Genomic DNA, 13,237 nt, shown 5'->3' with positions numbered 1-13,237 from the left:
CTTATTTCAAAGCATTTTCCAGATCTTCAATCAAATCTTCCACATCTTCTATCCCGACTGAAATGCGCACAAGCCCTTCGACAATGCCCAGTTCTGCACGGCGTTCGATAGGAATGGAAGCATGGGTCATTTGGGCCGGTACAGAAATCAAGCTTTCAACAGCTCCTAAGCTTTCAGCTAAGGTAAAGTATTTCAGTTTGGCCAATAATTCTCCAGCTTTCTCTCTGCTGCCTACATCAAATGAAATCATACCGCCAAATCCATTCGCCTGTTTCTGCATCAAATCACGTCCCGGATGGCTTTCAAGTCCTGGGTAAATGACTTTGCCGACCGCTTCATGCGTTTCCAGGAATTGGGCAATTTTCTGTGCATTGGAATTGGCTTCTTCCATGCGCAAGCCCAATGTTTTCAACCCGCGAATCAGCAGCCATGAATCCTGCGGCCCTAAAATAGCGCCGATGGAATTTTGCACAAAATGCACTTGTTCCGCAAGTTCCGCTGAATTGACGACTACCAGTCCTGCTACAACATCACTGTGGCCACCGATGTATTTCGTCGCGCTATGCACAACAATATCAGCGCCCAGCGAAATCGGATTCTGCAAATAAGGCGTCATAAAGGTGTTATCGACAATCGTCAACAAGCCCTTCGATTTTGCAAAGGCTGAGACAGCTTCAATATCCGTCACTTTCAATAGTGGATTGGTTGGTGTTTCGATAAAAATCGCTTTCGTATTTTCTTTGACCGCCGCTTCCACTTCTTCCAAATTCCCCGTATCAACAAATGTGAACTCCAAACCAAAACGGTTCAGCACTTTATTGATGACGCGGTAAGTTCCGCCGTAGACATCATCTGTCAGAACGACGTGGTCTCCCGCAGAAAACAGCATCATGACAGAAGAAATGGCAGCCATTCCTGAACCGAATGCAAAGCCGGCGTGGCCGAACTCAACATCTGCAATCAACTCTTCGAGCGCGTGGCGTGTCGGGTTTCCTGTACGTGAATATTCGTAGCCTTTGAATTTACCGACAGCTTCCTGCTTGTAGGTGCTGACCTGATAAATTGGTGTAGATACGGCGCCTGTCGCTTCATCGCCGACAATGCCCCCATGGATTAATCTTGTTTTCGGTTTCATTCCTGATCCCCCTTAAAAGTTCGGCCATAAATATCCTGGCTCATATAGCGTTCACTTGAGTCCGCAAATACGGTGACAATATGGCTTCCCGGTTTGGCAGCTTCCGCTTCCCGCAACGCTGCCACATAAGCGGCGCCGGAGGAACTTCCGACTAATAAACCCTCGTTTTTCGCCAATTCCCGGACTGCCATGAATGCTTCTTTGTCCGTAATCGTGTGGATCGCTTCGAAATAGTTCTCATCCATGTAATCCGGCAAAAATTCCATGCCGATGCCTTCAGTCAAATGTGGTCCGGATGGTCCGCCATTCAAAATCGAGCCTTCGGGTTCCACAATAACTGTTTTAACGGCTTGTTTTTTTGATTTCAAGTAACGCGCAGTCCCCATGAACGTGCCACCGGATCCTGCTCCTGCAATAAAGACATCGATTTCTCCATCAAGGGCTTCCCAGACTTCCGGCCCAAGCGTTCGGACATAGGTTTCGGGATTTGCCGGATTGGAGAATTGAGAAGGGGAAAATGCCCCTTCTGCTTCAACCAATTCCTTGGCTTTTTCGATGGCGCCTTTGATGCCTTTTTCAGTTGGCGTGTTGATGACCTCTGCGCCTAGGGCACGCATCAACCCTTGTTTTTCCTGGCTGAATTTCTCAGGCACCACAAACTTCACCTGATAGCCTTTGCCAATGGCTGCGATGGCCAGGCCGATGCCGGTATTGCCGGCCGTCGGCTCGATCATCGTGCCGCCCGGTTTCAGCACTCCGCGTTTTTCTGCATCTTCAATCAATGAAACACCCAATCGGTCTTTGACGCTGCCGCCGGGATTGAAATATTCCAGCTTGGCAAAGATGCGGCAGCCGTTCGGAATTTTGCTGTGTGTCAGTTCCAGCAACGGCGTATTGCCGATCAATTGCTGAATTTCAGTTACATAGTTCATCGTAATTCTCCTTAGATCGCTTCATCCGCGAAGACTTGGCTCCATTGGTCTTTTTTCGCGAGCATTTCACGCGCCAGTTCTTTAGCGCCTTCTAAGCTATGGCTTGCAGCCCATCCGCATTGCACTTCGTTGCATGCCGGCACTTCGTCCGCTTCAATGACATCTTTCAAGGTGTTTTCCAAAATGCGCAGAATGTCTTCGAAATCGTCATGGTTGATAACTGATAGGTAATAACCTGTCTGGCAGCCCATTGGACCAATATCCACAATGCTATCCGAATGGTTGCGGCTGTGTTCAGCCATCATGTGCTCAAGGGAATGAAGCGCAGGCATATCCATATGCTCTTTGTTCGGCTGTTTAAAACGGATATCGTATTTGCGGATCGTATCGCCTTTTGCGCCGGTTTTTTCTCCTGCCAAACGCACATATGGCGCCACTACTTTTGTATGGTCCAAGTTAAAGCTTTCAACATTCATTTTTTTCATTCCAATCGCTCCCTATTTCTTATTTTTTAGTTGCGTCAATCAGATATACGTAATTGTTCATCTTCGACAATTCCACCGTAAACCCTGCATCCGTAATCAGTTTTTCCATCACAGGAACCGTTGTGTAATATTCACGGTTCAAGTCCTCTACTAGATTAGCATGACCTCTTGCTTGTTCAAATGCAATTATTTCCTTTTTGGCTGCTTCTGAAGCAAAAAGCGTGTCTGCAAAAACCACTTTGCCGCCCGCCGGCAATTGCTCGGCGTATAGTTGAAAAGCCTGCGCTTTTTCCGTGTCCGTCAAATGATGGAATGCGTATGAGCTGACAAAGCTTCGTGGTTTGATCGCTGTTTCGAACTCCAAAAAATCACCGTCCATGACAGTCAATTCTTTCATCTTTTCCGCAACTACTTCACGCATCGCCTGATTTGGTTCGATTCCGACCACTTCCAAGCCACGGCTTAAAAGTTTTTCCGTCAAGTTGCCGGTGCCGACACCGAATTCTATAACCGGACCAATCGCTGCATCAGCCACCGCCTGCAAAATTTCGTTATATTTCATGAATACATCTTTGTATTCCTCATCTTTTCCACTTACTGAATCATCATAGGTATGAACCCATTCATCGAAAATCCCCACAAACTCGCGTCCCATTGTTCAAGCCCCTTTTCTTATATTCAATAAAACCAATAGAGTTACTCGGCTTTATTTATAACATATTGGCAGAAAGGATTCAACTAATCACAACGGTCATGAGAATTGGGTTTTAGCATAGTAGAGCAAGAGAATGAGCACGTCCCCGATCTCTTGCTTTACTTAGCTTTTAGGCCATTCCTTTAAATCTTAAGGACTGGCGGAATGCCTTCTTTTTTGCCGATGAGCGTCACCAGCAGTTTTTCAAATTGCGGCAAGGATACTTGGACAATTCTGCCCGTCAGCAACGCAACTGCAATGGTGCCGATGCCGACCGGTCCGCCGAGCAGCCAACCAAGCAACGCCACCCCGACTTCAATCCCTGCCCGAACGACGCTGATGCTGAGGCCGGTCTTTTCAACGAGCATCATCATCAAGCTGTCACGCGGACCTGCACCGATTTTCGGCGACACATAGAGGCCGACGCCATAGCCTGACACGACGATTCCGGCTGACAAAATCAGGATTTGCCCAACCAGCGTATGGATGTCCGGAATCAGGAAATTGAAAATGTCGATAAAGACACCGATCAGCAGCATATTCAAAAAAGTGCCGATCTGTGGTACTTTCCGTGTGAAGATAGCGGTACTGGCAATCAGCGCAAATCCGGCGATGACCGACCACGTGCCGATGGTCAAACCGAAGTTCAGGTACAGGCCGACATGCAGCACATCCCATGGCCCGATGCCTAGCTTGCTGCCTTTGATGGTCATGGTAAAACCGAGAGCGAGAACAATCAATCCGACAATAAAGAACAACCAACGGTAAAACAGCGAACGCTTCATCCAAATCCTTCTTTCTTTTATTATGATATGAAAAATCCACCCATTCAAAACGAATGGATGGAAGCTTCATTGACCTGGAGCTGTCAATTCCGCAAAGTGGCCTTTTGTCGCAGCGGCCAGTTCCGCAGGAGCCAGTTTCAACTGCATGCCGATTTTACCGGCAGAGACAATCATTTCAGGCAATTGCTCCGCTTCAACTGACACGAAAGTCGGATAGGGCTTTTTCATCCCGACAGGCGAACAGCCACCTCGAATATAGCCGGTGAGTGCAAGAATATCCTTCACCGGTGCCATCTCAATTTTCTTTTCGCCGGCCGCTTTGGCCGCTTTTTTCAAGTCCAGTTCTGCCGCAACCGGAATAACAAACACATATGGCTGCTTGGAGGCACCAATGGCCACCAAAGTTTTATAGACGAGTTCTGCCGAATGGCCAATTTTGGCAGCGACAGAAACGCCGTCCACTTTGCCGTCTTCGGCACTGTAATGAAGCAGTTCATAGTGGATCTTTTCTTTGTCGAGCATACGTGCTGCATTGGTTTTTGCGATTTTTTTAGCCATGGCGTTTTCTCCTTATCTGAAAACTTGCTTCTTCACAGCATACCATCATCAGCAGCGGGATTCTATTCGGTTTGGCCCAATAATTTTTTCAGTGCATCAGCCATCGCCGTATTTTGCGGCGCTTCTTCCTGCTGGTTCAAGTATTTATTGACGTCTTTTTTATTAGCTTTAGATTGACCGGATTTTTTGCGTTTTTCAAAGGCTGACAACTTCTCACGATGTCCGCATTTGCAGACGAAAATCTTGCCGTCTCCTTCACCTTGCATCTCTAACTTCTTGTGGCAGTTTGGGCAGCGCGCATTGGTCTGCATCGCCACTTGCTTTTTGTAGCCGCAGTCGCGATCCTGGCAGACATTCATTTTGCCGCGCTTGCCGTTGACTTCAAGAAGCGGTTTGCCGCAATCCGGACACATTTTGCCGGTGATGTTGTCATGCTTGAACTTTTTGTCGCTCTTCTTGATATCCGATACGGATTTTTCAGCGAAGACAATCATTTCTTTAATAAATTCTTCTTTTTTCAATTGGCCTTTGGCGATCTTGGTCAATTGCTGTTCCCAATCTGCTGTCAGCTTCGGCGACTTCAAGTCTTCCGGAACAAGTTCCAGCAACTGGCGGCCTTTCGAAGTGATCGTCAGGTCCTTGCCTTTTTTCTCAATTAGGAAAGTATTGAACAATTTATCGATGACATCGGCACGCGTTGCAACCGTACCCAGTCCACCGGTTTCACCGAGCGTCTGGATCAATTCTTTCGACTCGCCGCTCATGAACTGCGCCGGATTTTCCATAGCGCCAAGAAGCGTCCCTTCATTGAAGAAAGCGGGCGGCTTGGTTTTTCCGTCCGTCAGTGCGATGCCTTTGATCGCCAGCTTCTGCCCGTTTTCAAACGGTGGCAGCGTGGTATCGTTGTCGTCATCTTCATCTTTGTAGATGCGTTTCCAGCCTTCATTGCGGATCGTATTGCCTTTTGCCTGGAACGTTTCCCCGCCGGCAGTCAGTTTGACGGTCGTCTGGTCGTATTCGTACTGCGGGTAAAATACCGCTAGGAAGCGCTTGACGATCATGTCGTATAATTTAACCTCTTTATCGGAAAGATCATGCAGCGGCGGCGTTTCTTCCGTCGGGATGATGGCGTGGTGATCGGAAACTTTTGCGTCGTCGATCACGCCTTTCTGCGGCGCTACCGGATTTTTCAAAATCATCGCGGCCAGGCTGCGGTAAGGACCCATTTGCACCGCTTTGACGCGGTCCTTCAAGGTATCCCGCATGTCGCTCGTCAAATGCTTCGAGTCGGTCCGCGGATAGGTCACAATTTTGTAGCGCTCGTAAAGATTCTGCAGCGTGTTGAGCGTCTCTTTCGCCGACCAGCTATAGCGCTTGTAGGCTTCTTTCTGCAGTTCGGTCAAGTCGAATAAAGGCGGTGCCGGCTGGCGTTTCGGCGTAATCTTGATATCCGTCACGGTGCCTTCGTGGGTGTTCTGGAGTTTATTGAACAAGCGGTCGATTTTTTCCTTGTCGAAAGATTGCGTCGAGTTGCCGTCTGTCCAAGTGAATGCCGCTTTGTCGGTAATCGCCTGCATGCCGTAATACGGCTTCGGCTGGAAATTGCGGATCTGCTTTTCGCGTTCGGCGATCATCGCCAGCGTCGGTGTCTGCACGCGGCCAGTTGACAATTGCGCATTGTATTTGACGGTCAGCGCGCGCGTCGCGTTGATGCCGACTACCCAGTCCGCTTCCGCACGTGCAACAGCTGCTGCATAGAGATTTTCATAAGCTTTGCCGTCTTTCAAGTTGTTGAAGCCGTCTTTAATGGCTTTATCGGTAACGGACGAAATCCACAAACGCTTCACAGGCTTGCGCGTATTCGTCTTCTCCAGAATCCAGCGAGCCACGAGCTCGCCTTCACGTCCGGCATCTGTCGCGATGATGACTTCTTTGACATCGCCTCGCTGCAGCTGGGATTTAACCGCGTTAAACTGCTTCATTGATTGCTTGATCGGCACCAGCTTGAACGGCTTCGGAATGATTGGCAGCGTGTCCATTTTCCATTCCTTGAAGTCGTTGTCGTATTGCTCCGGCTGCGCATGCGTCACCAGATGGCCGAGTGCCCACGTGACGATGTACTGCTTGCCTTCCAAATATCCATTTCCTTTTTGTTCGCATCCGAGAACGCGCGCAATATCACGCGCCACGGATGGCTTTTCTGCTAAAACTACTGATTTCATTTAAATTCACCCTCATTTCTGATGTGATTATTGTAACATTTTCTGTTGAAGCTGGCTTTTGGGAGGGGTTTTTGTGGGTTAGACAGTATTTAGCTTCCAATGGAAAGTAAACTCATTTTATTGGAAAGTATTTATAGCCTTTTGGAAAGTATTTTGACCCAAACAGAAAGTATTTCCAAATAACTTCCAGAAGCCTTGAAATAGTATTGCTATCCCTAAGAATTTACGCTATATTGGAGCAGATTTATAAAAAAGGAGAGGATAAATTGATTTTTAAAGATCGAAACAAACCGCAAGAAATCTTTCAGCTCGAAAGCTTGCTCCAGCGCACTTCATCCGTCCAGCCCCAATTTTCCTACTGGACCGAAAAACTCCGCCGCATCACTGCCGGTTACCACGGCGAATTACGCGTCGACTCCCTTTGGCACGAAATCGATCTCCCTTTGCCGCATTACTTCATCCACGACTTATTCATCCAAAAAGAGAAGTCTTCCCATCAGATTGACAGCGTCCTCATCACCAGCCGTTTTGTGCTAGCATTGGAAATCAAAAGCATTTCCGGCCTGCTCAACTTCGATCCCCAACTGAGGCAATTTTCCCGTACCAATAAAGACGGCAGCATCGACGGCATGAAAAACCCGGATGACCAATTGCGCCGCCACGAAAAATGGCTGGAACAGTTTTTATTCCACCAATGGGTAAAGTTGCCTGTCATCGGCGTCATCGTCTTCACTTATCCTTCATCGGTCGTTCAATCGCGAGCCGGAAACCGTTTGATGGTCCAGGCTTCCGGCCTCCCCCACCTAATGGATCGATTGTTGGAAAAACATCCGCAAGAAATCTTATCAAAGAAGAAAACAGAATTAATCGTCCATAAATTGTTGGAGCTTCATTCTTCAAAACCTTTAGCACCTCTGGGTCTTTCAAATTCACTTTTGAAAGGTATATTCTGTCCTGATTGCTCGGACCGCTTACTGAGTTACCGCCGGGGGAAGTGGCGCTGCGAAACTTGCGCCCATTGTGATCCGATCGCTCATCTTGGCGCTTTGTTGCAATATCGTGCATTGGTCAATACGACGATTAGCAATCGGGAATTTCGGGAGTTTACTGGACTTCACTCCACTACCACCGCCTCTAAGCTATTAAAATCGACGAATATGCCGTTTGCAGGAAGTTATAAAGATCGAATATATGCTATTCCTGAACTTTTTGAAGGCATGGAAAGTATTTAGAGTTTATTAGAAAGTATTCAATCGTTTACGGAAAGTATTTGCTCCTTAGTAGAAAGTATTTGACTCTTAATAGAAAGTAAGCTCTTTTAATGGAATAAAACAAATCGTTTCTTCAAACATAATCCAAAATAACACTAAAAAAACCTCCCATACAGGGAGGTTTCTTCAATCAATCAATGATTATCCAACGTTTCCTTCGACAGGTGTTTGCTCATTTCCGCATATTGCACGAAGACGCGTGCCAGTTCGCGCAAGCGGTTGTGGACGTCGTCGTTGGTGATGGTGTTGGTGTCGTCAAAATGGCTGCTGTGGGTGTAGACGTAGTTGGGCGTCACCAGGCAGCGGAAGTAATCGAGAATCGGCTTGAGCTGGTTTTCGATGACCAAGTGATGCTGGTAAGTGCCGCCGTTCGCCACAATCGATACCGGCTTGTAGCGCATGGTGCGCGGATGCAGCATATCGAATGTATTCTTCAGGACACCTGGAATCGAACCCTGGAAAATCGGCGAGGCAATGATATAGCCGTCGGCGTCTTCAAAGCGGCGGACGATTTCCTGCATGCTGTCATTGTATTCACCAAGTGGACGGCCATCGACAAACTGATGGTCGTAATCGGCCAGCTTCAACATCGTTAATTCCATTTCAGGAGCGGATTCCTTGATGTAAGTCTGCACCTGCTCCAGAATGGCACCGGTTTTTTGTCCAAGAATCGTTCCGTCTACTAATAAAACTTTCATAATTCTATGTCCTCCTCAAAATGCGTAAGTAACTAATCGGTTGTATGTGTGTAAATCCACGTTATTGCAACTAAATCCGCAGCAACCCGTTTGTTCCCATCATAACAAACCCTGTTTCACATTACGCATCGAAAAGCTTACATATGGATGATTTCATTCTTTAGACTGAGTTGCAATTTTAACCCGTTTGTTTTCCAAACGTTCTTGCGTGCGGTCCGATTGGCGTGCAGGAGAAGTAAAGCTGACAACTACATCCCCAGCTTTTGGTTCAAGTTTATTGCTCCCCTCAAAGAACTCAATTTTTCCTTGCGACCTTTGAATAAAGAGCGGGATCATCTCATCTGACCATTTTCCTTTGAAGTCCTCGAAGCTGAATTGATCCGTCAATTGCGTCTTGCGCATCGTATAGCCTTCTTCGGTCTTCGCCTCCAGTTCATGGATATTCCATTGTTCTGCGAATAACGTCCGCCCGCTCAAGGAAACATGAAAGTCAGACGGATCCCCAATATGGATCGCTGTCTGGTAAAGGTTAGTGCGCCCCAGTTCCGGAACGAAATTATTGACGACAAGAGAGTTGTAGGAATCGGTCTCTGTAGCAACAATCATCGTCTCGTAAGGCGTTAACTCCACTTCATAATCCGTATGTTCCGACAGGATTTCACCAGCATATGTCTTCAATCCAGCTTGGCGCGCCCCTTGCAGGCGCCCCCAGGAAGGGTCCACAATCAGTACGTTTTTATTGAAATCTGCCAGTGCTTCACCAAGCTTTGTGGCAAACCGGCTGGCTCCCACAATGATGACGCCTGGTTCGTCCGCTGCTGCCAACCCAAGCTTTTTGCCAAGCCAGCTGATAGTAAAGCCGTGTGCGATAACGGTCGAAAAGACCAGCGCAAAAGTCAGCGCCGTCAGCAGTTCCGCATCCGCAAAGCCGGCATCCAGCAAAACGCCCGCAAAATACCCGGAAACCGTTAAAGCCACGATGCCGCGCGGCGCAATCCAGCCGACCAAGGTTTTTTCCTGAATCGTCAAATCGGTGCCGATCGTCGACAGCCAAATGGACAAAGGCCGGACGACAAACAACGTCGCCAGGACGAATGAAACAATCTGCCAATTGAAGATGCCGATCAGGACTTCAAGGCTTAAAGACGCAGTCAGCATCACAAAAATACTGGAAATCAGCAAGACGGAAATATTTTCTTTGAAGTGGCGCATGTCGTTGATCGAAGCGATGTTCATATTGGCCATCATCATGCCCATTGCCGTTACAGCCAGTAGTCCCGTTTCATGCATAATCAAATCCGACACGACAAAAGTCAGCAATACCATGCCAAAAACCATCGGCGCTTTCAGAAATTCCGGAACCTGCCCTTTCTCGAACATCAGCCCCATCAGCCCTCCCGCTCCTGCACCAAGTCCTGCCGCAAAAAGGGATGCCAGGAAAAACAGGCCAAAGGCGGCCGCTGTTTCGTCACCATTGGCAAACAATACAAACTGGAATGCAAATAAAGCCAGCAACGCCCCGAAAGGATCGACAACGATGCCTTCCCATTTCAGGATGGCTGCCGGGCGTGATTTTAACTTTGCTTGCCGCAATAGCGGCAGGATAACGGTGGGTCCGGTTACGATAAACAGCCCGCCGATAACAAATGCCACTGCCCACGATAAACCGGCGATGTAATGCGCAGCCAGGGACCCGGCAATCCAGGCAATGAATGCGCCGAGTGTGACGATCCGTAAAATCGGCTTGCTGAAGGTTCGGATTTCCTTGAAATTCAAATTCAAACTGCCTTCAAACAAAATGATCGCTACTGCCAATGAAATAAACGGATTGAACAGTTCCCCGAAACTCTCGGCGGGGTGGATGATTTCAAAAATCGGGCCGACAAGGAGGCCGGCAATCGACATCAGTACAATTGCAGGAAGCTGAAGACGCCATGCAATCCATTGGGAGAGCACTCCCAGAAATATAATGAGCATCAAATCAAATAATAAAGTATCGATGGCAAGTCCACTTCCTTTAGTTCTTTTTTGGAATTATACAGGTTTTATATTGTGAATGAAAATCGTAATAGATTCAAATTTTGTGTTTTTGTGTTACAATGGTAGAAAAATAAGGGTGATTTTGTGAACAAACAGGAATTGGAATACGCGATTGCTGAACTCAAGATGGATTATGTCCGCCACCAAGGCGATATCGAAAAGCTGGAAACGACTGGACATGCCGGAATGGTTGAGAAAGCGGAATTGCGTTTGGAAAAAATGGAACAACAACTTGCGGAATTAAACCAAAAACTCGCGGATCTGTAACCGCGATTTTTTTTATGATAATGGAGGAATTTATTAAATGAGTTTATTGACAGTAGAAAATTTAAGCCACACTTTCGGTGATCGGACCCTTTTCAACGATGTATCTTTCCGATTGGTAGAAGGCGAACATGTCGGATTGGTTGGAGCCAACGGTGTCGGAAAATCGACGATGATGAATATTTTAACGGGCAAAATCATCCACGATGATGGCCGCGTTGAATGGCAGCCACGGACGCATTACGGATATTTGGACCAGCACACGCAACTGCAGCCTGGCCGTTCAATCCGCGAAACCCTTCAGGATGCATTCCTGCCTCTTTATAAAAAAGAAGCGGAACTGAACGATATCGCCATGCAAATGGGCGATGCCGATCCTGAACGGCTCGAAGAATTGCTTGAGCAGATGGCGGAAGCGCAAGACGCTTTGGACGCTGGAGATTTTTACACGCTGGACGGCAAAGTAGAAGAGATTGCACGCGGCTTGGGCCTTGATGCCATCGGCCTTGACCGCAATGTAGAAGCTCTATCAGGCGGACAGCGCACAAAATTGTTGTTGGCGAAGCTGCTTCTTGAAAAGCCGAAAGTATTGCTTTTGGATGAGCCGACCAACTATCTGGATGAAGAGCATATTCAATGGCTCGTCAACTACCTGAAAAACTATCCGCATGCGTTCCTATTGATTTCGCATGATACGGAATTCATGAGCAGCGTCACCAGCGTTATTTTCCACTTGGAATTTTCACGTCTGACGCGTTACACAGCCACTTACGAAAAATTCATCGAACTTGCTGAATTGAGCAAGCAGCAGCATTTGGATGCTTATGAAAGACAAGAAGACATGATCAAGAAAACCGAGACGTTCATTGCGAAAAACAAAGCGCGCGCGTCGACAACCGGCCGTGCCAAGTCCCGCCAGAAACAATTGGATCGCATGGACCGCATCGACAAGCCGGAAATTGCCGCAAAACCGCAATTTGCTTTCAAAGAAACACGCAGCCCGAGCCGTTACGTAGTTGAAGCGGAAGCCCTTTCCATCGGTTACGATAAACCGCTTCTGCCGCCGTTGACGTTTATGATTGAGCGCGGCGAAAAAATCGCGCTTGTCGGCATGAACGGTGTCGGGAAATCGACGTTGTTGAAAACAATGCTCGGCAAAATCAAACCGTTGGACGGCGATGTACTTCGCGGTGAATACTTGACGCCAAGCTATTTCGAACAGGAAGTCAAAGCGCCGACGCATACGCCGCTTGACGAAATCTGGGCTGCTTATCCAAGCATGGACCAAGGCCAGGTTCGCGGTGCCCTTGCCCGTACCGGATTGAAGAACGAACACATTTCCCGTCCGATGACACAGCTGAGCGGTGGCGAACAAGCCAAAGTCCGTCTGTGCAAATTGATGATGGAAGAAAGCAACTGGCTCATTTTCGATGAACCGACCAACCACTTGGACATCGACGCCAAAGCAGAATTGAAACGCGCTATGCAGGCCTATAAAGGCACCATCGTTCTGGTAAGCCACGAACCTGAATTTTATGAAGGACTGGCAACGAAAGTCTGGAACGTTGAAGAATGGATTTCAGCCGGCAAACCCGTGCAATCGTAAAGTACCGCTTAATCGAATAAAAACAAAAAACGTCTCTTCTGTTTTTCAGAAGAGGCGTTTTTGTAGCTTGTAAATAAAAAAATTATATGTTTTGCAGTACATTTACACATTTCATTGCACTTATACCGAATCCTGTGCTCCATTCGGACGCTTTCCTGCGGGCTTGCGCCGAACTAACTCGGACTAGCGCCCGAGTGGATTTCGGCACTTCGCTTTCCCGCTGGAGTCGCCGACTTGCGCTCCGGATCCTTGCGTGAGAGGATGACTGAATTTGCTCAGGCTATTTCACCTTGGAATTGACTAACAAGCTTCTCTCTTTCACTGAAGTCACATACACACAACCGAACCGGCCTCGTCGCTATGCATGCAGCATAGCGGTGAAAGCTAGCGCAGCGATGCAGGAGCACTAGTTTTCCAGTGACGAAGAGGTTGAGCCTATGGAAAGCGGAGTAGCCAGAGCGGTTGGGGTTATGCACCGCCATTCACTATTACTAGACTACATCCACAAACAAAAAACGCCTCTTCTGTTTTTCAGAAGAGGCGTTTT

Annotated in this window: 12 protein-coding genes; 3 read left to right on the top strand and 9 right to left on the bottom strand. The window is 47.7% G+C overall.

Features of this window, described 5'->3' with window-relative positions:
- Position 1: 1 nt before the first annotated feature.
- The 7 genes from IRE19_RS01130 to IRE19_RS01100 form a co-directional block, all read right to left on the bottom strand.
- Positions 2–1,135, bottom strand: a complete 1,134-nt coding sequence (locus tag IRE19_RS01130; RefSeq protein WP_203339020.1) for a bifunctional cystathionine gamma-lyase/homocysteine desulfhydrase — start codon at positions 1,133–1,135, stop codon at positions 2–4.
- Positions 1,132–2,067: a PLP-dependent cysteine synthase family protein gene (locus IRE19_RS01125; RefSeq protein ID WP_203339019.1), complete on the bottom strand. Its 936-nt coding sequence runs from the start codon at positions 2,065–2,067 to the stop codon at positions 1,132–1,134. The genes IRE19_RS01130 and IRE19_RS01125 overlap by 4 nt, the downstream gene beginning before the upstream one ends.
- A gap of 11 nt (positions 2,068–2,078) precedes the next feature.
- Positions 2,079–2,552 carry an S-ribosylhomocysteine lyase gene (locus IRE19_RS01120; protein ID WP_191713489.1) on the bottom strand — a complete coding sequence of 158 codons (474 nt, stop codon included), beginning with the start codon at positions 2,550–2,552 and terminating at the stop codon, positions 2,079–2,081.
- Between the two features lie 19 nt (positions 2,553–2,571).
- Positions 2,572–3,207 (bottom strand): class I SAM-dependent DNA methyltransferase, encoded by a 636-nt coding sequence (locus IRE19_RS01115; protein WP_203339018.1) that lies wholly within the window; start codon positions 3,205–3,207, stop codon positions 2,572–2,574.
- A gap of 182 nt (positions 3,208–3,389) precedes the next feature.
- Positions 3,390–4,031: a YczE/YyaS/YitT family protein gene (locus tag IRE19_RS01110; RefSeq protein WP_191713487.1), complete on the bottom strand. Its 642-nt coding sequence runs from the start codon at positions 4,029–4,031 to the stop codon at positions 3,390–3,392.
- Positions 4,032–4,097: 66 nt separating this feature from the next.
- A complete protein-coding gene (gene ybaK, locus IRE19_RS01105; RefSeq protein WP_191713486.1) occupies positions 4,098–4,589 on the bottom strand; it encodes a Cys-tRNA(Pro) deacylase in 492 nt (163 codons plus the stop codon).
- Between the two features lie 62 nt (positions 4,590–4,651).
- Positions 4,652–6,811 (bottom strand): DNA topoisomerase III, encoded by a 2,160-nt coding sequence (locus IRE19_RS01100; protein WP_203339017.1) that lies wholly within the window; start codon positions 6,809–6,811, stop codon positions 4,652–4,654.
- Between the two features lie 266 nt (positions 6,812–7,077).
- On the opposite strand from IRE19_RS01100, the gene IRE19_RS01095 reads away from it, so the two are divergent.
- Entirely contained in the window at positions 7,078–8,043 is a 966-nt protein-coding gene (locus tag IRE19_RS01095; RefSeq protein ID WP_203339016.1) for a nuclease-related domain-containing protein, read from the top strand.
- Between the two features lie 173 nt (positions 8,044–8,216).
- Here IRE19_RS01095 and IRE19_RS01090 read toward each other — a convergent pair whose 3' ends face one another.
- The gene (locus IRE19_RS01090) at positions 8,217–8,780 is read right to left on the bottom strand and encodes an NADPH-dependent FMN reductase (protein ID WP_203339015.1); all 564 of its coding nucleotides are present in this window, start codon (positions 8,778–8,780) and stop codon (positions 8,217–8,219) included.
- 153 nt (positions 8,781–8,933) lie between these two features.
- On the bottom strand, positions 8,934–10,757 hold the full coding sequence (locus tag IRE19_RS01085) for a cation:proton antiporter (protein ID WP_203339014.1): 1,824 nt from the start codon (positions 10,755–10,757) through the stop codon (positions 8,934–8,936).
- A 147-nt stretch (positions 10,758–10,904) separates the two neighbouring features.
- Here IRE19_RS01085 and IRE19_RS01080 point away from each other — a divergent pair, with 147 nt between their 5' ends.
- Both IRE19_RS01080 and IRE19_RS01075 read left to right on the top strand, forming a co-directional pair.
- Complete coding sequence (locus tag IRE19_RS01080; RefSeq protein WP_203339013.1) at positions 10,905–11,087, top strand: SE1832 family protein; 183 nt, start codon at positions 10,905–10,907, stop codon at positions 11,085–11,087.
- A 37-nt stretch (positions 11,088–11,124) separates the two neighbouring features.
- Positions 11,125–12,690, top strand: coding sequence for an ABC-F family ATP-binding cassette domain-containing protein (locus IRE19_RS01075; RefSeq protein WP_203339012.1), 1,566 nt, complete (start codon positions 11,125–11,127; stop codon positions 12,688–12,690).
- Positions 12,691–13,237 lie beyond the last annotated feature (547 nt).

This window comes from Planococcus beijingensis (genome assembly GCF_016820615.1).
Classification (GTDB): Bacteria; Bacillota; Bacilli; order Bacillales_A; family Planococcaceae; genus Planococcus; species Planococcus notacanthi.
This window is presented reverse-complemented; position numbering and strand designations above follow the sequence as displayed.